The organism is Rubellimicrobium thermophilum DSM 16684, assembly GCF_000442315.1.
Lineage (GTDB): Bacteria > Pseudomonadota > Alphaproteobacteria > Rhodobacterales > Rhodobacteraceae > Rubellimicrobium > Rubellimicrobium thermophilum.
Genome location: NZ_KE557320.1, coordinates 1298389 through 1317404, shown reverse-complemented (window position 1 = coordinate 1317404; position 19016 = coordinate 1298389). Strand labels below are relative to the sequence as shown.

Genomic DNA, 19016 nt, shown 5'->3' with positions numbered 1-19016 from the left:
ATCGGCTCAGATCGAGAAGGAGATGCCGCAGCCGCAGGAGGCGGTCGCGTTCGGATTGTCGATGGCGAAGCGTGCGCCGATCAGCTCCTCGGTGAAGTCGATTCGCGCCCCGGCCAGGAAGGGGAGCGAGACGGAATCGATCACGACCCTTTCCCCCTCGCCGGTCAGGACCAGATCCCCCTCCTGCGGCTCATCGAGGGTGATGGCATAGCTGAAGCCCGAACATCCCCCGCCCGTCACGGCGACGCGCAGCGCCTTGCCCTGTGCCGCCGCGCCGATTTCGGCCAGGCGGGCGAAGGCGCGGGGGGTCACGACGGGGGGCAGGATCGGCGTCTGGACGGTCATGCGGCGGATCTCCTCGCGGGATGGGCAATATAGGCATGCAGCCGGCGCCCCTCAACGGGGCCGCACCACGCCTTCCCGACCGGGACACCGGAACGGGGCCGCGGCCTGCCCTCCTGCGCAGCTGCCCTGTGCTTTCGTTCCCTGCGCGCTATAGGGGGACGGGAAGGAGATGCCCATCCGATGCATGCCCCCTATGCCTGCCTGCCGGACCGCTCGCGCGGCCGCCTCCATCCGGAGGCCGAAAGCACCTTCCGCACGCCCTTCCAGCGCGATCGCGACCGGATCATCCATTCCTCCGCCTTCCGCCGCCTGAAGCACAAGACGCAGGTCTTCGTGGAACATGAGGGCGATTATTTCCGCACCCGCCTCACCCATTCCATCGAGGTGGCCCAGGTGGCGCGCACCGTCGCGGGGGCCCTCGGCCTCAACACCGAACTGACCGAGGCCGTCGCCCTGGCCCATGATCTGGGGCATCCGCCCTTCGGCCATACCGGGGAAGAGGCGCTCAATGACCTCATGGCCCCCTATGGCGGTTTCGACCACAACGCCCAGGCGATCCGCATCGTCACGGCGCTCGAACGCCACTATGCGGAATGGGACGGGCTCAACCTGACATGGGAGACGCTCGAGGGAATCGCCAAGCACAACGGCCCCGTTCCGCGTCCCGCCCCCTGGGCGATCGAGGATTACGACCGCCGCCACGACCTGCGCCTGTCCACCCATGCCTCGGCCGAGGCCCAGGTCGCCGCCCTGGCCGACGACATCGCCTATTCCCATCACGATCTGCATGACGGCCTGCGCGCCGAACTGTTCGGCACCGACGAACTGGCCGAACTGCCCATCCTGCACGACTGCTTTGCCGAGGTGGACCGGAAATACCCCGGTCTCAACTACTATCGCCGCCGGCACGAAGCGCTGCGCCGCTTCTTCGGCGTGCTGGTGGAGGATGTGATCCTGCTCGCCCGCCGCACCCTGGCCGAGCTCGCCCCCCGCGATGTCGAGGACATCCGCCTCGCGGGGCGGATGACGATCCGCTTCTCGCCCGGCCTGTGGGAGGATCTGCAGGTGATCCGTCGTTTCCTCTTTCACCGCATGTATCGCGCCCCTTCGGTGGTCGAGATGCGCAAGGCCGTCACCGGGGTCATCCGCGATCTCTTTCCGCTCTTCATGGCCCATCCCGAAGAGCTGCCGCGCCAGTGGCGGCGCGATGTGGCCGAGGCCGAGGGCGAGGCCGCGCTGGCGCGCATCGTCGCGGACTACATCGCCGGCATGACCGACCGCTTTGCCATCGAGACGCATGCGCGCCTTCTGGGCAGCGACATGGTGGACCGGACGCGGGCGCTGCGCGGACAGGGCTGACCGATCCGCCCGGCCACAGGGCCGGCCACAGGGGTGTTGCGCGAATCATCCGCCGAGCGTTCGCAGCCCTTACCCTTTCTTAACCCTTTCCTCTCATGCTAGGGGCAGACGCCACAGATCAGGACAGGGCCGCATCATGAATCTCTTCTCCGACATCCGCACCCTCGTGCTCGACGCCGTCGGGGCGCTCGTGCGGGACGGCGCGCTGCCGGAGGGGCTGGGCACCGACGCCATCACGGTCGAGCCGCCGCGCGATCCCGGTCACGGGGACATGGCGACCAATGCCGCGATGGTGCTGGCCAGGGGGGCGGGGCGGGCGCCACGCGACATCGCCGCCGCACTGGCCGAACGGCTGCGCGCGGATCCCCGCATCGCCTCGGCCGAGCCGGCGGGGCCGGGCTTCCTCAATCTGCGCCTTGCCCCCGCTGTCTGGCAGGGGGTTCTGCGCGCGGTGCTGGAGGATCCCTCGGGTTACGGGCGATCGGATCTGGGGCAGGGGCGGCGCGTCAATGTGGAATTCGTCTCGGCCAATCCCACGGGGCCATGCAGTGTCGGCCATGCCCGCGGCGCCGTGTTCGGTGATGCGCTGGCCTCGCTCCTCGCCTTCGCCGGCTGGGATGTGACGCGCGAATACTACATCAACGATGGCGGCGCCCAGGTCGATGTCCTCGCCCGCAGTGCCTATGAACGCTACCGCGAGGCGCATGGCCTCTCGCCCGAGATCGCCGAGGGGCTCTATCCCGGCGACTATCTCGTGCCGGTGGGCCAGGCGCTCAAGGATCGCTATGGCGATTCGCTGCTCGACCGGCCCGAATCGGAATGGCTGGCCCCGGTGCGCGATCTCGCCATCGAGATGATGATGGCCATGATCCGCGAGGATCTCGCCGCGCTGGGCGTGCGCATGGATGTCTATTCGAGCGAACGGGCCCTCTATGGCACCGGCCGCATCGAGCAGGCGATCGAAAGGCTGCGCGCCCTCGGCCTCATCTATGAAGGCGTGCTCGAGCCGCCCAAGGGCAAGCTCCCCGAGGACTGGGAGCCGCGCGAACAGACGCTGTTCCGCTCCACCGCCCATGGCGACGATGTGGACCGTCCCGTCAGGAAGAGCGACGGAAGCTGGACCTATTTCGCCCCCGACATCGCCTATCACTACGACAAGACGCAGCGCGGCTTCGACCTGCTGATCGACGTGTTCGGGGCCGACCACGGCGGCTATGTCAAGCGGATCAAGGCCGTGGTGGCCGCCCTGACGGGGGGGCGCGTGCCGATCGAGATCCGCCTGATGCAGCTCGTGAAGCTCATGGAGGCAGGCGAGCCGGTCAAGATGTCCAAGCGGCGCGGCACCTTCGTGACGCTGCGCGACGTGGTGGAGGAGGTGGGGCCGGATGTCGCCCGCTTCACGATGCTCACGCGCAAGAACGATGCGCCGCTCGACTTCGACTTCGTGAAGGTGCGCGAGCAGTCCCGGGACAACCCGGTCTTCTACGTCCAGTATGCGCATGCGCGTGCCCGATCCGTCCTGCGCAAGGCCGCCGAGACGGGGATCGACACGGCGCCCTCCTCGCTGGCCGGGGCGGATCTGTCGCATCTCGGCCATGAGGCCGAGATCGGAATCATCCGTCGGCTGGCCGAATGGCCCCGCCTTGTGGAGATTGCCGCGCGCGGCCTCGAACCCCACAGGATCGCCTTCTATCTCTATGATCTGGCGTCTGATTTCCACTCCCTGTGGAATCGCGGGAACGACGATCCCGCCCTGCGCTTCCTGCAGGAGGGCGCGGCTGACACAACCCGCGCCAAGATCGCCCTCGTGCAGGCCGTGGCGGTTGTCATTTCGTCGGGTCTCGGTATCCTCGGCGTGACCCCTGCGGAAGAGATGCGCTGAAGCGCACGCGCCGGGGCGAGCGAGGCAGAGCCGGGCCGTCAGTGCCCGGAACACACAGAGAGCAGTGAGGCATGGCATGGCCGATTTGACCGCCAATGCAGGACCGGTCGCGTTTGACGCGACGCGCGCAGAGGGAACAGGCAGACAGTCCGGCCGTCTTGCCGCAACCCGTTACGGACACGGCGGCCCCGGCCGCCATCCCGGTGCTGTTAGGGCCGGTTTCGGTGCCGGTGTCGGAAGCGGGGGCCTGGGCATGACCAGCGCGGGTGCCGCCCTGGCGGATTTCAACGCTCGCCATGCGGGCCCGCTCGACAAGCTGCGCATGGCCGTCTGGATGGCGGGCGGCATCGCCTCGCTGGCGCTGGTCGCCGGGATCGGGATCTGGGGCTACAAGGTCGTCAAGCGCGAGATGTTCGGCCCTCCGCTGGTGACTGCTCCGGCAGGGGAGATGAGGGTGCTGCCGGCCGATCCGGGGGGCGAGCAGGCGCCGAACCAGGGCCTGGCCGTCAATGCGATTCCCGCCGCGGGCGAGGTGGCCCCGCCCTCGGACGTACTGACCCTTGCTCCTCCGGTCCCGGGTCTTGCGCCCGAGGACATGGAGGTCGTCCAGACCCGCGCCGAAGAGGGCGAGGTTCTGCCCGCAGCGACCGCCGGGACTTCGCTGGCTGTGACGGGCGTGACCGCGACCGCCGCACTGGAGGCACCTCCTCCCGCCGCGGTCGCGGATCCCGGCACGGCCTCCGATCCCGCCCTGACGGTGCCGACAGACCGGCCGATGACCGCCGAAGAGGTGATCGCCTTTGCCGACCGGATCGCCGCCGGGGCCGCAGCCATGGCCCCTGTGACTCCCGCACCCGATGCCCCGCCGGTCGAGACGGCGCTGGCGCCCGTTCCCGGGCCGTCGCCTGTTTCCGAAGCGGCGCCTGCCCTGGCCATCATCCCTGCGGATGTGCCGGGTGTCGCCATCGCGATCCGCCCCCCTGCGCGGCCTGCCGGGGCGACTCTCATCGCCGCCGCCACGTCAGCACCCGCCCCGGGCGCCGAAGCGTCGGCCCCTGCCGCCCAGCCCGTGGCCCTGACGACCGACATCCCGCCCGGCACGCCGCTGGTGCAGCTTGGCGCCTTCGACTCCGCCGAGGTGGCAGCCCGGGAATGGGAGCGTCTCAACGGCCTGTTCGGCGAGTTCCTGGCGGGGCATGAACGGGTGATCCAGCAGGCCGAAAGCGGCGGGCAGACCTTCTACCGTCTGCGGGCCAGGGGCTTTGCCGATCTCGCCGACGCACGCCGCCTCTGCGCGGCCCTGGTCGCCGAGAATGCGCAGTGCATTCCCGTGGTGACACGCTGATGGCGATGGCCGCGATCCTCGGGGTGGGGGGCACCGCCCTCGATCCCTGGGAACGCGGCTTCCTGCGCGAGGCGGATCCCTGGGGCTTCATCCTCTTCGCCCGGAATGTGGAGGATCCGCCTCAGCTCCGGTCGCTGACTGCCTCGCTGCGCGACACGGTGGGCCGCGAGGCGCCCATCCTCATCGATCAGGAAGGGGGGCGCGTTCAGCGGCTTCGCCCGCCGCACTGGCGGGACTGGCGGCCCGCCCTCGAGCAGATGGAAGCCGCGGTCGATCCGCTGCGCGCCCAGTGGATCCGCAACCGCCTGATCGCGGCCGAGCTGCGCGAGGTAGGGATCGACGTCAACTGTGCCCCCCTGGCCGATCTCGTCGAGGACGAGACCCATCCGGTCCTGCGCAACCGCCTCTATGGCCGCGATGTGGAGACGGTGGTGGCCGCCGCCCGTGCCTGCGCCGAGGGTCTTCTGGCCGGGGGGGTTCTGCCGGTGCTCAAGCACATCCCCGGCCATGGCCGCGCCCGCGTGGACAGCCACCTGGAGCTGCCGCGCGTGCATGCCCGGCGCGAGAGGCTCGAGGAACGGGATTTTGTCCCCTTCCGGGCGCTTGCCGACCTGCCGCTGGGGATGACCGCGCATATAGTCCTCAGCGCCATCGATCCATCCCGCCCCTGCACCACCTCGCCCGAGGCGATCCGCCTCATCCGCGAGGAGATCGGCTTCGACGGCCTGCTGATGAGCGACGACATCGGCATGGAGGCGCTCTCGGGCAGCATGGCCGAACGGACGCGCGCAGCGCTCGCCGCCGGTGTGGACCTGGTCCTGCACTGCAAGGGCGATCGCGAAGGGATGGAACAGGTCGCCGGCGCGGCCGGGTCCCTCACCCCTCAGGCCGAGCGTCGAGCCGCCCGCGCCCTGGCTGCCCGCCGGATCCCCGAGCCGGCGGATCTCCGGGCGCTCGAGGAAGAGATCGGGGATCTTCTCGCCGGAGGATCCTGATGGACGGGACCCCTCATCCCGATCCGGTGCCCGCGGCGCTGATCGTCGATGTCGGGGGCTTCGAAGGGCCGCTGGACCTGCTTCTTGCGCTGGCACGCAGCCAGAAGGTGGATCTGCGCGAGATCAGCATCCTCGCGCTGGCGCAGCAGTATCTCGCCTTTGTCGAGGGGGCGGCCCGGGCCCGCATCGATCTGGCCGCGGACTATCTCGTGATGGCCGCCTGGCTGGCCTATCTCAAGTCGCGTCTGCTGCTGCCGGAACCCCCCGGAGAGGAGCCGGACGCCGAGGAGATGGCCCGCGACCTCGCCTTCCGGCTCGCCCGGCTCGAGGCGATGCGCGAGGCGGCCGAGCGGCTGATGGCGCGTCCCCGACTGGGCCGCGAGGTGTTCCCGCGCGGCGCGCCCGAAAAGGGGGATGAATGCGTGACGATTCGCTGGACCGCCAGCCTTCATGACCTTCTTGCCGCCTATGCGCGCATCCGGACCCGCGACGAGTTCCGCCCCTTCGCGCTCGATCGCCGGGCCGTCCTGACGATGGAGGAGGCGCTGGAACGGCTGCGCCCGCTGATCGGCGAGATGCTTGACTGGTCGCTCCTCTCCGACTGGCTGCCCGCGGGCTGGACACAGGAACCGGCCCGCCGGCGCTCTGCAATGGCGGCCACCTTTGCGGCAGCGCTGGAACTGGTGAAGGAAGGTCTTGCCGAGCTTCGCCAGCCGGTCCCCTTCTCTCCCATCGAGCTGCGCGCCCGTCGGCCGGAATGACCCCGCCCGATCCGCCCCCGCCCGAGGAGCAGGCGCGCATGGTCGAGGCCATCCTGTTCGCCTCGCCCGATCCGGTCCCGCTGGCGGAACTCGAACGCCGCCTGCCCCCGGGGTCGGATGCGCGCGCCGCGGTCGATCGGCTGCGCCGGCACTACGAGGGCAGGGGGGTCGTGCTGCGGCAGGTGGGCGGGGGATGGGCCTTCCGCACCGCCCCGGATCTGGCGCATCTGCTCTCGCGCGAGGCGGTGGAGACACGACGCCTGTCGCGGGCCGCGATCGAGACGCTTGCCATCGTCGCCTATCACGGCCCGGTCACGCGGACCGAGATCGAGGAGATCCGCGGCGTCTCGGTCAGCCGCGGCACGCTCGACCATCTGATGGAGATCGGCTGGATCCGCCTCGGCCGACGCCGCCAGACACCGGGGCGGCCCGTCACCTATGTCACCACCGAGGCGTTCCTGGATCATTTCGGACTCGCCTCGCCCGCGGATCTGCCGAATCTGGCCGAGCTGCGGGCAGCGGGCTTCCTGTCAGGGCAGGGGACGCCGGAACTGCCACTGAAACCCCCCGGCAGCGAAGGCTGAGCCCGCGGGCCGCGGGGCCGCACGCGCCAGGGGGCGCCTTCAGGATCGGCGCCGGACAGCGGCTTCGCCCCTTCCGCCCTGCCTTCCGCGGCACTATCAGGGGGCCATGCATACGCTCGACCGCATCCGGGCCTACAAGCTCGAGGAAATCGCCGCCCGGAAGGCGGCCACCCCCCTGGCCGATCTGGAGGCCGCCGCCCGCGCCGCCCCGGCGCCCCGCCCCTTTGCCCGCCGCCTGCGGGAGGCCGCCGGTCGGGGCTATGGCCTCATCGCCGAGATCAAGAAGGCTTCGCCCTCACGGGGCCTCATCCGGGCGGATTTCGATCCTCCCGGCCTCGCCCGGGCCTATGCCGAAGGCGGGGCCACCTGCCTGTCCGTCCTGACCGATGCGCCCTCCTTCCAGGGGGCGGACCTCTATCTCACGCAGGCCCGGGAGGCGGCCGGCCTGCCGGTGCTGCGCAAGGACTTCCTCTTCGATCCCTGGCAGGTCGCCGAATCGCGGGCGCTCGGGGCCGATTGCATCCTCGTCATTTTGGCCGCCGTTTCGGACGCCCAGGCGGCCGAACTGGAGGCCGCCGCCCTCGACTGGGGCATGGATGTGCTGATCGAGGTTCATGACGAGGCCGAACTGGAACGCGCACTCCGCCTCCGCTCGCCGCTTCTGGGCATCAACAACCGCGATCTGCGGACCTTCGCCGTGTCGCTGGATGTCAGCCGGCGCCTCGCCCCGCTTGTCCCCGCCGACCGCCTGGTCGTCGCCGAAAGCGGCCTCTTCCGCCCCGAGGATCTGGCGGATCTCGCCCGGCACGGGGCGCGGGCCTTCCTCATCGGAGAAAGCCTGATGCGCGAGGCGGATGTCACCGCGGCAACCCGCCGTCTGCTGGCCTCTCCCCTTCCGGCGGCGGGTGGCGCATGACCCTGACCCATTTCGGAGAGGATGGCGCCGCCCGGATGGTGGATGTTTCCGGCAAGGCGGTGACCGAGCGCCTTGCCATCGCGGAAGGGGTTCTGACCATGGCCCCAGCGACCCTCGCCCTCGTGCAGGAAGGGCGGGTGGGCAAGGGGGATGCCCTGGGCGTGGCGCGCATCGCCGGGATCATGGCCGCCAAGCGCACGGCCGATCTGATCCCGCTCTGCCATCCCCTGCCGCGTTCGCAGGTCGCGATCGACCTGGAACCCGACGAGGCCATTCCCGGTGTGCGGATCACCGCCACGGTGCGAACGACGGGCCGGACCGGGGTCGAGATGGAGGCCCTGACCGCCGTCGCCGTGGCGGGCCTGACACTCTACGACATGCTCAAGGCCGCGGACAGGGCGATGAACCTCGGGAGCATCCGGTTGCGCCGCAAGGAGGGCGGCCGGTCGGGTCACTACGAAGCCCCATGAGGCATGCATGATCTCCGTCGCCGAGGCACTGGAGCAGCTCTTCGCCCTGCTGGGCCCCGTGCGGGAGGAGACGGTTCCGCTCGAGGCTGCGGTCGGGCGCGTGCTGCTGCGGCCCGTGCCGGCGCTGCGCGATCAGCCGCCTTTCGACAGTTCCGCAATGGATGGATGGGCCGTGCGCCGGGCCGATGCGGCCCCCGGCGCGCGCCTGCGCATCGTGGGCGAGTCCGCTGCCGGAAAGGGCTTTGCGGGGCGCCTGGCAGAGGGGCAGACAGTGCGGATTCTCACCGGCGCCCCTCTGCCCGAAGGGGCCGATGCCGTGGTGATCCAGGAAGAGGTCATCCGCGATGGCGATCATGTCCGTCTCTCTCCCGATGCGGTCGCCGGCCATGTCCGCCTGCGGGGGGGGGATTTCACCGCTGGCATGACATTCAGCGCGCCGCGCCGCCTCCGGCCTGTCGAGATCGCCCTGCTGGCCGCGTTCGGCCATCCGGCCTTGTCCGTGGCCCGGCGGCCCGAGGTGGCGATCCTGTCCACCGGCGACGAGCTCGTCATGCCGGGCGAGATGCCGGGACCGGACCAGATCTTCGCAGCCAATGCCTTCGGCCTTCATGCCCTGCTGACCGAGGCCGGTGCCGCGCCGCGCATCCTGCCTGTCGTGCCCGACGACCGCGAGGCCCTGACCTATGCCCTTTCGCTGGCCGAAGGCGCCGATCTGGTGGTGACGATCGGCGGCGCATCGGTGGGCGATCACGATCTCGTGGCGCCGGTGGCGCAGGCGGCCGGGGCCGAACTGTCCTTTCACAAGGTCGCGATGAGGCCCGGCAAGCCTCTGCTCGCCGGCCGGTTTCCGGACGGACGTCTGCTGCTGAGTCTGCCCGGCAACCCGGTCAGCGCCATGGTCTGCGCCATCGTCTTCCTGCGTCCGATGATCCTTGCCATGCTGGGTCTGCCGCCGCAGCCCGCCCCGCGGCAGACGGCGGTTCTCGGGGCCGCTCTGCCCGCCGGCGGCCCGCGCGAGCACTACCTGCGGGCGCGTCTTGGCCCCGATGGGCGCGTCATTCCCTTCCCCCGGCAGGATTCGTCGCTTCTCTCGGTGCTTGCCGAAGCCGACTGCCTTCTCCTCCAGCCGGCCGGAAGCCCGCCGCTCTCCGAGGGCGCCAGGGTGGAAATCCTTCCGATTTGACGGGAACGGCTTGACACAAAACGGGAACGACTCCAGAACATGGGGAAGGCCGGACCGGGAGTTTCCCCGATGCTCACCAGAAAGCAGCTCGACCTGCTCGAATTCATCGATCGCCGCCTGCAACGCGACGGCGTGCCCCCCTCCTTCGACGAGATGAAGGAGGCGCTCGATCTGCGGTCGAAGTCGGGGATTCACCGCCTCATCACGGCGCTGGAGGAAAGGGGGTTCATCCGCCGCCTGCCGCATCGCGCCCGGGCGCTGGAGATCGTCCGGATGCCCGACGCCCTGGCCGAGAGAAGCGGGCGCCGCTCCGGCTTCACGCCGCGCGTCATCCAGGGGGGATCGCACGGGTCTGCCCGCTCCCCGGGGGGGCCTGCCGGTCGAGGCGGCGGCCTGCGAAATCCCCCCTCATGGGGCGCATCGCGGCCGGCGTGCCGATTGCCGCCATCAGCGAGGTCATGCGCCATGTCGCCGTCCCGCAATCCATGCTGAGCCATGGCGAGCATTACGCGCTCGAGGTGCGGGGCGATTCGATGCGGGATGTGGGGATCAATGACGGCGATGTCGTCGTGATCCGCGAAACGAATACCGCCGACAACGGGGACATCGTCGTCGCCCTTGTTGACGGGCAGGAAGCGACGCTCAAGCGCTTCCGGCGCCAGGCTGGGATGATTGCCCTCGAGGCCGCCAATCCCGCCTATGAAACGCGCCTTCTCTCCGAAGATCGGGTGCGCGTGCAGGGCCGGCTTGTGGGACTGATCCGCACCTATTGACCGTCTGGCGGGATCGCCAAGGGGGGCTTCATGCTGGAACAAAGATCGAACACGGATCGGGCGGCCGAAGACCCATCCGGTTGCTGGCGCCCGATCGGTGCCCTGGCCGGAGAACTGACCCGACTGTCGATCGAACAGCGCCGGCTGCGTGAGAGGCTGCCTGCCCCGGCTCTGGCCTGGGCCGCCGAATAGCAAGGCAGCGCTGGCATGAGGCCGGCCCGCTGGCGCCTTACCGGCCAGTCCAGCTCCGATACCAGGCGACGAAGCGTGCCACACCGATATCGAGCGGCGTATCGGGACGGTAGCCGGTCAGCCGCTCGAGCAGCGAGGCATCGGCCCAGGTGGCGGGTGCATCCCCCTTCTGCATCGGCATCGGGTTGCGCCGCGCCTGACGGCCCAGCGCCGCTTCGACGGCGGCGACGAAAGCGAGAAGGCAGACCGGCCGCGAACTGCCGATATTCACGACCCGGTAGGGCGCGACGGGCGACAGGCTGTCCCACTCGGGGACCCGGCCATCCTCGGGTCGCCGGGGCACCACATCCATAAGCAGCCGGATCGCCCGGACGAGGTCATCCACATAGGTGAAGTCCCGCCGCATGTTGCCATGATTGTACAGATCGATCGGCCGGTCTTCGAGGATTGCTTCGACAAAGCGGTAGAGCGCAAGATCGGGCCGCCCCCAGGGCCCGTAGACGGTAAAGAACCGCAGCATCGTCGTGGGCAGGTTCCACAGATGCGCATGACAATGGGCCAGGTCCTCGGCCGCCTTCTTGCTGGCCGCATAGATCGACAGCGGCCAGTCGGTGCGGTCCGTCTCGCGGAAGGGAAGGGTGGCATTCCCGCCATAGACCGATGAGGTGGACGCCATCAGCAGATGACGCACCCCGACGATCCGTGCCGCCTCGAGCAGTTCGAAGCTGCCGGCCACATTGCTTTCCAGATAGCTGCGCGGGGCCTCCAGACTGTGGCGCACGCCGGCCTGCGCGGCCAGATGGACGATGACATCGGGCACGAAGCGTTCGGCCGTCTCGATCAGCCGGCCCTTCTCCTCCAGCAGGGCCTCGGTTGCGGTAAAGCCAGGATGATCAAGCAGAATGGCATGGCGCTGCCGCTTGAGAGCCGGGTCGTAATAGGGCGTGAAGCCGTCATAGCCATGGACGGAAAACCCTTCCTCCAGCAGCAGGCGGGCCAGATGGAAGCCGATGAAGCCGGCCGTCCCCGTGACAAGCACGCGACCGCTCATCGGGCGGCCCGGGCCATGGGGGGAACAGAGGCGTTCGGCAGGGCGGATCTGGGCATGGCGGAACCTCCGCGCCCCGCATAGCGGCCCCCCGGTCCGCCGTCCATGCTGCCGATCCCCGTCCATGCTGCGCCGGACCGGGACAGCCGGGGCCGCTGCAGGCGAGGCCCCGCCCCCGATCGGGGGGCGCTGCCGCAGATCCCCCCTCCGCCCGGCCGTGATCCGGCCTGCGCCGGAAGGGGCGGGGGAGCTCGTCGCCAGGGCGGCGGCACGGCAGGACATGCACCGGACCCCGTGCCGCCTGCCGCCGGGACGAGGGACCAACGCCTGCCCGCCCTTGCCGGGGGCAGCCTGCCTGCATCATGCCGCGATCCCCGGGACAGCCTCAGAACGGTGCAGGGGGCGCAGCCATGCCGGATCATCCGCCATGGCAGGGGGATAGGCGATCCAGCGCGGCGATGCCGTGCGATGCCCGGGGATCAGCCGCGCAATCTGGGGGCGCCGCCCTGTTGCGGCAACCGCCTGCTGCCAGGCCGGCAGGACAACGCGCTGGAAGAAGGCTGCGGTCCGGTCGCAGGCGACGAAATCCTCCAGCAGGACAAGGCCGCCCGAAAGGAGCTTGAAGAATTCCGGATAGTATTGTTCGGGCCCGGCGGCCGCGTCGGGCAGGATGGCCCGCAGATCCATCACCTCGGGCGCCTGATCGCCCATCACGGAGCGGAGCTTGCGGTGATGATAGTCGGCCAGGCGTTCTCCCGTGGGCAGGCGGATCGCCTCGATCGGGCATCCTTCGGCCGCCTCGGCCGTCACGATCCGCTGACGGCGCAGGATGGCACGGCCGTTGCGGCTTCGCCCCACGACGACGGGAAGCGTGACAAGCGCCCGCTTGACCGGATTGTGGACGGTGAAGCGGTCTGACGCATGTTCGATCACCACGGGCCGGAAGCCATGGCGCCGGGCCAGGCGGACGAACCAGAACGTCTCGTAATTCGGGGTGGCGATCTGACGGGCCAGGACCGCCACCGGCCTGCAGGACGCACCCGCCCCGGGCCGGTCGCGCAGCGCACGGGCAAGCGGCAGGGGCGGAGCCGCCCGTTCGATACTCTCGAGCGCAACATAGAGGTCCCTGTCGAGACCCTTCCACCAGGACATGACCTTCTGATCTCCATGCTTGGGACAACAGACCACCCCGCCCCGCCAGCCTTGCACGGGGACAGGGCCGGTCAGGGACCGGCAGGACGGTGGTCGGAAGAGGGCCCCCGGCTGCAGACGCGCCGGATCGGGACCAAACAGCGGATACGGAATTGTGTCGGCAGTGTCGGCAGCAGATCCTTTCCGAGGTGATTCGCTGCCGCCATTGAACAGCAACAAGGTAAATAAATCGTTAACGCCAGCCCTTCGGCGCCGCCTTGCCCCGCCGTGGAGCGACTGTCATGCCGCCGCCTGCCCCGCGCGCTTCAGCCAGCGCTTCTCCAGCTCTGCGATCGGAAGGGGGCGGTCGAACAGGAACCCCTGCATCAGATCGCAGCCCAGTTCCCGGAGGAGATGCAGATCTTCGGCCGTCTCCACCCCTTCGCAGACCACGCACAGATCAAGCCCATGCGCCATGGCGATCATGGCGCTGAGCAGGGCATGGCGTTTGGGTGAGGCGCGCACACCCGAAACGAAGGAGCGGTCCACCTTGAGCGTGTCGAAGCGAAGCTGCTCCAGATAGGCGATGGAGGAATACCCGGTTCCGAAATCATCGATCGCGAGGCGGAATCCCACCGCACGCAGCTCCTCCAGATGGCGGGCAGCCAGGACGGGATCGCGGATGAGGACGGATTCGGTCAGCTCCACCTCGATTCGGTGGGGGTCGATGCCGTGGCGGTCGAGATCGGCCACCAGATCGGGGATGAAATCCGGTGCCGCAAGCTGGAGCGGCGAGATGTTCACGCTGACCCGCAGGCCGGGTGATCGCGCAGATCCCGCAACAGATGGCCTAGGACCACGCGGCCCAGATCCATCACGAGGCCCGCCTTCTCGGCCACGGCAACGAAACGGGAGGGAGGGACCGGCCCGTGGTCGCGTGCGGTCCAGCGGGCCAGCGCCTCGGCCTGGTGAAAGCTGCCATCGGGCGCCACGATCGGCTGATAGGCGACGCTGATCTCCTCGGGCCGCGAGACGAGCGCCGTGCGCAGGGCCCGCTCCACAAGGAAGGCGTTCTGTGCGGCCTCCTCCAGAAGGGCGCTGAAGGCCACGGGCCTGCGGGCCCTGAGGCGCTTGCTCTCGTACATCGCCAGATCGGCCTGGCGGAGAAGATCGGCCCCTGTCTGCCCGTCCTCGTCCTGGACCGCATAGCCGATGGCCGCATGGAGAGGCAGATGATGCCCCATCACCATGAAGGGCTCCCTGTCGAAACTCTCGGCGATGGCCCGGGCAAGGGATTCGATCCGGTCGCGCGTATCGGGCCCCGTCACGAGCAGCACGAATTCATCGCCTGCGATCCGCGCAACCAACACGCGATCATCCGCCAGCGCGGCCAGACGCCGGGCCGTATCGACGATCACCGCATCCCCGGCGGCATGGCCCAGACTGTCGTTGATGTCCTTGAAGCCATTGAGATCGAGAAACAGAACCCCCCTTTCCCCGGTGCGGGCCGGATGCGCCAGGGCCTCATGCAGGGCGGCGCGGTTGGGCAGGCCGGTCAGGGTATCGGTGCGCGCGGCCAGCGAGGCCCGCTGCTCGGCGGCGAGAAGGTCGCGTGCGCCTCGACGCATCAGGCGCGCCCCGCCCCAGGCGAGCCCGGCCGACAGCATCATCAGCAGGATCAGGAAGGGCAGCAGCCGCCCCAGCATCGCCGTGCCGGGCCGGGGCGTCTCCCACGCGAACCAGGCGACGGGCCTGCCATCGATGCCCGGAAGCGGCAGCATGGAGCCCGTTGCCGGCCGGGCAGGCAGGACCCTCGCATCCTCAAGCAGCAGGGTATCCGCGATGCCGGCCACCATCGCCGCGTCCAGGCGGATGCCCATCAGCAGATGGCCGGAGAAGCGCTCCTCCTCCGGATAGGCGGCGGCCTGCTCGATGGCCTCGAAACGCGAGACGGCCATGACGAACAGGGCGCCGTCATGCCAGGCGAAGAAGGCAGACGCATCGAACCCGCCGGGCAGGGCCTGGGCGATCTGCCCCTCTGCCGCGGCAAGAAGGGCGGGATCGATCAGATCCGCCCGCGGTTCCACCAGGCCATCGTCCTGCCAGGCCATGGGCCTGTCGAAGGCCCCCCCCCAGATGGCCACGAGTTGCACGACCTGTCCGATCAGCGCGGCAGAGCCCACATTGTCCAGAAGCCAGGCCGCATCCCCCCGACGCACGGCCTGATCGGCCGAATCCCATTTGGCGTAATCGAGGGCGATCATCCGTGCATCGCCCAGAAGGTTCGCCCGCGCGATGCCGACCTGCGCGGCCGTCTGCTCCTGCGCCTGCCGGTCGAGCGCGCCGGCCAGCCACCAGATCGCCAGGACCGTCGTGAGAACGAACAGCAGGACCGTCCCCGCGATCACGCAGGCGATGCGGCGGGGAAGCCGATGCATGACGGCCCCCCCACCAGCGGGGGCAGAACCGTCCGATCCGGCGGCGATGGATGGCATCATCGGCAGAATCCCCGATTCGGTTTCAACCGAAGGGTGTTCAACCTCCGGATGAATGCATCCTACCCCAAATTAATGAACAAACCGATAAGACGTTCAGGCGAGGGGGAATCGCCAGCCCGATCCCCAAGCCCGGGGTCATACAGCCTTGGATCAGGGTGCTGCGGGGGGTCATTGCGCAGCGGCGTCCTGGGGTCGCAGGGGCAGGCCCGCGGGATCGGGGCGTCGGCGCGGTCCGGTCCCGGATGCATGAGGCCTTCGGTCCTCCTGCCTCAGCCTGGCGGCATGGGGCAGGTTTTCCGGCGATGGCCGCGCCACTGTCGATCGGGCGATCGGGGCCGATCTGCCGGCGGACGGTCAGGGGCTGGCGTCGATCGTCACGGACTGGCGCAGCCGGCCCGTGAGGCGATCGAGGATCAGGATGCGCTCTGCCCCGTCCTGCTCCACCACGATCGCGAACCAGTCAGCCCCCTGCGTGAAGGCCAACGGCCGCGCCCCATCGGGCAGCGCGATGCCGGCCGGCAGATCGGGACCCGCGGCGTTCAGACGCCACAGGAAGGCCCCGACCAGGATCGCGATGCCCAGGATCATCGTGACGGTCAGCACCGTCACGAGGCGCTGGAGCGCGCGCAGCCCGGGGGGTAGAACGGCCGGGTTGCCGGAGTCCTCGTCCATGACCGAGCGTCTGACCTTCACTCTCGCGGCCGATCCGCCGCCGCGCCTTGATAGAGCCTTGGCCCGGGACGTGCCAGAGGCGGGGGCGCATGGGATGCTCAGCCGTTCACGCCTGGCCCGGCTGATCGCCGAAGGGGCCGTGCGCGTGGACGGCCGCGTGGCGACCGATCCTGCCGCCCCCGTCCGCGCCGGCGCCGCGGTGGAGATCGATCTCGGCCCCCCGGAGCCGAGCGCCATCGGCGCCCAGCCCATCCCCCTGCGCGTGCTGTGGGAGGATGACGACCTGATCGTGGTGGACAAGCCCGCCGGCATGGTCGTCCATCCCGCCCCCGGCAGTCGCGAAGGCACGCTGGTCAATGCCCTGATGCATCATTGCGGGGACAGCCTGTCCGGCATCGGGGGCGTGATGCGGCCGGGGATCGTCCACCGCATCGACAAGGACACCTCGGGCCTTCTGGTCGCCGCCAAGAGCGACCGGGCGCATCGGGCCCTGGCCGATCAGTTTGCCGCACATGCCGTGGAACGGCGCTATCTCGCGCTCTGCCACGGCGTGCCCGATCCGGCCGATCCGCGTCTGGCCGGCCTGCGCGGCGTGACCTGGGAAGCCGGGGGCATCCTGCGCATCGCCACGGGGATCGCCCGCCATCGGACGGACCGGCAGCGGCAGGCCGTCACCCATGAGGGGGGGCGCCATGCCGTGACGCGGGTCCGCGTCCTCGAGGCCTTTCACGGGGCGGCCGCCCTCGTCGAATGCCGGCTGGAGACCGGGCGGACCCATCAGATCCGGGTGCATCTGTCGCATGTCGGTCATCCGCTTCTGGGCGATCCGGTCTATGGTCGGCAGCGGCGCATGCCCGCTTCCGCACCGGGCGCCGGGGCGGCGGCGGCCTTTCCCCGTCAGGCGCTGCATGCCGCAACGCTGGGTTTCATCCATCCCGTCACGGCACAGAGGCTGCATTTCGACTCGCCGCTGCCGGCGGACATGGGGGAACTGCTCGGGCAGCTCAGGGGTTGAGCCATGCCATCGGCGATGTCCGCGGGGGCATCCGATCACCATTTCTTCATCTCCGCCCGGATGGGCGTGGGCTTTTCTTGCCCCCGTTCCCGAGGGCATGTTAGGCATCGTAACATCTGGAAAGGGGGGCCGACATGGCGACCTACGCGAATCTTCCCGCCCCCTCGCCGGAGCAGGGGCTGAACCGCTACCTCCAGGAAATCCGCAAGTTCCCGATGCTGGATGCCGAGGAGGAATACATGCTGGCCAAGCGCTGGGTGGACCATCAGGACGCCAGTGCCGCCCACAAGCTCGTCACCAGCCATCTGCGGCTGGCCGCCAAGATCGCCATGGGCTATCGCGGCTACGGGCTGCCGCAGTCGGAGGTCATCTCCGAGGCGAATGTCGGCCTGATGCAGGCCGTCAAGCGGTTCGATCCGGACAAGGGCTTTCGCCTGGCCACCTATGCCATGTGGTGGATCCGGGCCGCGATCCAGGAATACATCCTGCGCTCCTGGAGCCTCGTGAAGCTGGGCACCACCAGCGCGCAGAAGAAGCTGTTCTTCAACCTGCGCAAGGCCAAGGCCCGCATCGGCGCTCTCGAGGAAGGCGACCTGCGCCCCGAGAATGTGCGGCGCATTGCCGCCGATCTCGGCGTCAGCGAGGATGAGGTCGTGTCCATGAACCGCCGTCTGTTGGCAGCCGATGCCTCGCTCAATGCGACGGTGGGGGCGGCCGAGGACAGCGCGACCCAGTGGCAGGACTGGATCGAGGACGAGGATGCCGATCAGGCAGCGGCCTTTGCCGAGCGCGACGAACTCGAGGCCCGGCGCGAGCTGCTCTCCGCCGCGATGTCCGTCCTGACCGACCGCGAAAGGGATGTCCTGGTCCAGCGGCGGCTGAGCGATGAGGTGGTCACGCTCGAGGAGCTGAGCGAGCGCTACGGCGTCTCGCGCGAGAGGATCCGGCAGATCGAGGTGCGCGCCTTCGAGAAGCTCCAGAAACGCATGACCGAGCTCGCCCGCGAGCGCGGCCTGCTCGAGGATGCATGACGACGCCATGACCGGAGGCCCGGCGGGACGCATGGCAGGAGAGCCGGCCGGGGCGGTGACCGGCGGCTGCATCCCGGGCGGGCGCGGCCCGGCGGCGCTCCGGCCGCAGGGGAGGCGCGCATGAACATGATCGACACGGTCATCAAGCCCATGCACCCGGAGGGGCGTCCCTTCCTGCTGGGGGCGGCCGTGCTGACGCTGATCCTGTTCCTGGCCTTCGGTGCGGTGGGCTGGCTCGGCGTCGGGCTGACTGTCTGGTGCTACTACTTCTTCCGCGATCCGCCCCGCAGCGTGCCGCTGCGCGAAGGGCTGGTGGTCAGCCCCGCCGATGGCGTCGTCTCCATGATCGGACCGGCCATTCCCCCGGCCGAACTGGGCCTGCCGGCGGTGCCTCTCACGCGGGTCAGCGTGTTCATGAATGTCTTCGACTGTCATGTGAACCGCGCCCCCGTGCCGGGACGGGTGATCCGCCGCGCCTACCGGCCGGGGCGGTTCCTCAATGCCTCGCTGGACAAGGCGAGCGAGGACAACGAACGCATGGCCTATGCCATCGGGATGGCCGATGGCCGCATCGTCGTCGTGGTGCAGATCGCGGGGCTGGTGGCGCGGCGGATCGTCAGCTTTGCCGATGAGGGGCGCGTGCTGGCGGTGGGAGAGCGCTTCGGCCTGATCCGCTTCGGATCGCGCGTCGATGTCTATCTGCCCGAGGGGGTGGAGCCGCTGGTGGCCGTCGGGCAGACCATGATCGCCGGCGAGACGGTCCTGGCCGACATGGCCTCGGACGAGCCGCGCCGCCAGGCGCGGCGCGACTGAGGC

Annotated in this window: 17 protein-coding genes and 2 pseudogenes; 14 read left to right on the top strand and 5 right to left on the bottom strand. The window is 69.6% G+C overall.

Translation table 11 applies throughout. The features are described 5' to 3' along the window. Positions 1–6: 6 nt before the first annotated feature. Positions 7–345, bottom strand: a complete 339-nt coding sequence (locus tag RUTHE_RS07375) for a HesB/IscA family protein (protein WP_021097720.1) — start codon at positions 343–345, stop codon at positions 7–9. Between the two features lie 180 nt (positions 346–525). Here RUTHE_RS07375 and RUTHE_RS07370 point away from each other — a divergent pair, with 180 nt between their 5' ends. From RUTHE_RS07370 to RUTHE_RS16645, 11 genes and pseudogenes are all read left to right on the top strand, one after another. Then, complete coding sequence (locus RUTHE_RS07370; RefSeq protein ID WP_021097719.1) at positions 526–1704, top strand: deoxyguanosinetriphosphate triphosphohydrolase; 1179 nt, start codon at positions 526–528, stop codon at positions 1702–1704. Between the two features lie 136 nt (positions 1705–1840). Next, positions 1841–3586: an arginine--tRNA ligase gene (gene argS / locus RUTHE_RS07365; RefSeq protein ID WP_021097718.1), complete on the top strand. Its 1746-nt coding sequence runs from the start codon at positions 1841–1843 to the stop codon at positions 3584–3586. Positions 3587–3839: 253 nt separating this feature from the next. Beyond that, positions 3840–4931: an SPOR domain-containing protein gene (locus RUTHE_RS07360; protein ID WP_051150390.1), complete on the top strand. Its 1092-nt coding sequence runs from the start codon at positions 3840–3842 to the stop codon at positions 4929–4931. Continuing rightward, a complete protein-coding gene (locus RUTHE_RS07355) occupies positions 4931–5926 on the top strand; it encodes a glycoside hydrolase family 3 N-terminal domain-containing protein (RefSeq protein WP_021097716.1) in 996 nt (331 codons plus the stop codon). The genes RUTHE_RS07360 and RUTHE_RS07355 overlap by 1 nt, the downstream gene beginning before the upstream one ends. Further along, on the top strand, positions 5926–6687 hold the full coding sequence (locus RUTHE_RS07350; RefSeq protein ID WP_021097715.1) for a segregation and condensation protein A: 762 nt from the start codon (positions 5926–5928) through the stop codon (positions 6685–6687). Before RUTHE_RS07355 ends, RUTHE_RS07350 begins: the two co-directional genes overlap by 1 nt. Further along, entirely contained in the window at positions 6684–7271 is a 588-nt protein-coding gene (gene scpB, locus RUTHE_RS07345) for an SMC-Scp complex subunit ScpB (RefSeq protein WP_051150389.1), read from the top strand. The genes RUTHE_RS07350 and scpB overlap by 4 nt, the downstream gene beginning before the upstream one ends. A gap of 106 nt (positions 7272–7377) precedes the next feature. Further along, complete coding sequence (trpC, locus tag RUTHE_RS07340; protein ID WP_021097713.1) at positions 7378–8187, top strand: indole-3-glycerol phosphate synthase TrpC; 810 nt, start codon at positions 7378–7380, stop codon at positions 8185–8187. After that, entirely contained in the window at positions 8184–8657 is a 474-nt protein-coding gene (gene moaC, locus RUTHE_RS07335; RefSeq protein ID WP_021097712.1) for a cyclic pyranopterin monophosphate synthase MoaC, read from the top strand. Before trpC ends, moaC begins: the two co-directional genes overlap by 4 nt. Before the next feature lie 7 nt (positions 8658–8664). Continuing rightward, complete coding sequence (locus RUTHE_RS07330) at positions 8665–9840, top strand: molybdopterin molybdotransferase MoeA (RefSeq protein ID WP_021097711.1); 1176 nt, start codon at positions 8665–8667, stop codon at positions 9838–9840. A gap of 69 nt (positions 9841–9909) precedes the next feature. Next, positions 9910–10613, top strand: a pseudogene (gene lexA, locus RUTHE_RS16015) (transcriptional repressor LexA). Between the two features lie 30 nt (positions 10614–10643). Beyond that, a complete protein-coding gene (locus tag RUTHE_RS16645) occupies positions 10644–10805 on the top strand; it encodes a hypothetical protein (RefSeq protein ID WP_021097709.1) in 162 nt (53 codons plus the stop codon). A gap of 37 nt (positions 10806–10842) precedes the next feature. On the opposite strand, the gene RUTHE_RS07320 is transcribed toward RUTHE_RS16645, so the two are convergent. The 4 genes and pseudogenes from RUTHE_RS07320 to RUTHE_RS07305 form a co-directional block, all read right to left on the bottom strand. Then, positions 10843–11856 (bottom strand): NAD-dependent epimerase/dehydratase family protein, encoded by a 1014-nt coding sequence (locus RUTHE_RS07320; RefSeq protein ID WP_021097708.1) that lies wholly within the window; start codon positions 11854–11856, stop codon positions 10843–10845. A gap of 357 nt (positions 11857–12213) precedes the next feature. Beyond that, entirely contained in the window at positions 12214–13005 is a 792-nt protein-coding gene (locus tag RUTHE_RS16440) for a hypothetical protein (protein ID WP_021097707.1), read from the bottom strand. A gap of 279 nt (positions 13006–13284) precedes the next feature. Then, positions 13285–14612: pseudogene (locus tag RUTHE_RS17490) on the bottom strand (putative bifunctional diguanylate cyclase/phosphodiesterase). Positions 14613–15836: 1224 nt separating this feature from the next. Beyond that, positions 15837–16154, bottom strand: coding sequence for a DUF6476 family protein (locus RUTHE_RS07305; protein WP_040645062.1), 318 nt, complete (start codon positions 16152–16154; stop codon positions 15837–15839). Here RUTHE_RS07305 and RUTHE_RS07300 point away from each other — a divergent pair. From RUTHE_RS07300 to RUTHE_RS07290, 3 genes are all read left to right on the top strand, one after another. After that, complete coding sequence (locus tag RUTHE_RS07300) at positions 16153–17169, top strand: RluA family pseudouridine synthase (protein WP_021097703.1); 1017 nt, start codon at positions 16153–16155, stop codon at positions 17167–17169. The genes RUTHE_RS07305 and RUTHE_RS07300 overlap by 2 nt on opposite strands. Before the next feature lie 134 nt (positions 17170–17303). Further along, positions 17304–18200 carry an RNA polymerase sigma factor RpoH gene (rpoH, locus tag RUTHE_RS07295; RefSeq protein ID WP_021097702.1) on the top strand — a complete coding sequence of 299 codons (897 nt, stop codon included), beginning with the start codon at positions 17304–17306 and terminating at the stop codon, positions 18198–18200. A gap of 120 nt (positions 18201–18320) precedes the next feature. Next, positions 18321–19013: a phosphatidylserine decarboxylase gene (locus tag RUTHE_RS07290; protein WP_021097701.1), complete on the top strand. Its 693-nt coding sequence runs from the start codon at positions 18321–18323 to the stop codon at positions 19011–19013. Positions 19014–19016: the final 3 nt, after the last annotated feature.

Bases quoted from the DNA above. Each gene is read 5' to 3' on its own strand.
- scpB (WP_051150389.1), top strand. From the start codon at position 6,684: ATGACCCCGCCCGATCCGCCCCCGCCCGAGGAGCAGGCGCGCATGGTC.
- rpoH (WP_021097702.1), top strand. From the start codon at position 17,304: ATGGCGACCTACGCGAATCTTCCCGCCCCCTCGCCGGAGCAGGGGCTG.
- RUTHE_RS07290 (WP_021097701.1), top strand. From the start codon at position 18,321: ATGAACATGATCGACACGGTCATCAAGCCCATGCACCCGGAGGGGCGT.
- moaC (WP_021097712.1), top strand. From the start codon at position 8,184: ATGACCCTGACCCATTTCGGAGAGGATGGCGCCGCCCGGATGGTGGAT.
- RUTHE_RS16645 (WP_021097709.1), top strand. From the start codon at position 10,644: ATGCTGGAACAAAGATCGAACACGGATCGGGCGGCCGAAGACCCATCC.
- RUTHE_RS07300 (WP_021097703.1), top strand. From the start codon at position 16,153: ATGACCGAGCGTCTGACCTTCACTCTCGCGGCCGATCCGCCGCCGCGC.
- RUTHE_RS16440 (WP_021097707.1), bottom strand. From the start codon at position 13,005: ATGTCCTGGTGGAAGGGTCTCGACAGGGACCTCTATGTTGCGCTCGAG.
- argS (WP_021097718.1), top strand. From the start codon at position 1,841: ATGAATCTCTTCTCCGACATCCGCACCCTCGTGCTCGACGCCGTCGGG.
- trpC (WP_021097713.1), top strand. From the start codon at position 7,378: ATGCATACGCTCGACCGCATCCGGGCCTACAAGCTCGAGGAAATCGCC.
- RUTHE_RS07375 (WP_021097720.1), bottom strand. From the start codon at position 345: ATGACCGTCCAGACGCCGATCCTGCCCCCCGTCGTGACCCCCCGCGCC.
- RUTHE_RS07355 (WP_021097716.1), top strand. From the start codon at position 4,931: ATGGCGATGGCCGCGATCCTCGGGGTGGGGGGCACCGCCCTCGATCCC.
- RUTHE_RS07370 (WP_021097719.1), top strand. From the start codon at position 526: ATGCATGCCCCCTATGCCTGCCTGCCGGACCGCTCGCGCGGCCGCCTC.
- RUTHE_RS07360 (WP_051150390.1), top strand. From the start codon at position 3,840: ATGACCAGCGCGGGTGCCGCCCTGGCGGATTTCAACGCTCGCCATGCG.
- RUTHE_RS07320 (WP_021097708.1), bottom strand. From the start codon at position 11,856: ATGAGCGGTCGCGTGCTTGTCACGGGGACGGCCGGCTTCATCGGCTTC.
- RUTHE_RS07305 (WP_040645062.1), bottom strand. From the start codon at position 16,154: ATGGACGAGGACTCCGGCAACCCGGCCGTTCTACCCCCCGGGCTGCGC.
- RUTHE_RS07350 (WP_021097715.1), top strand. From the start codon at position 5,926: ATGGACGGGACCCCTCATCCCGATCCGGTGCCCGCGGCGCTGATCGTC.
- RUTHE_RS07330 (WP_021097711.1), top strand. From the start codon at position 8,665: ATGATCTCCGTCGCCGAGGCACTGGAGCAGCTCTTCGCCCTGCTGGGC.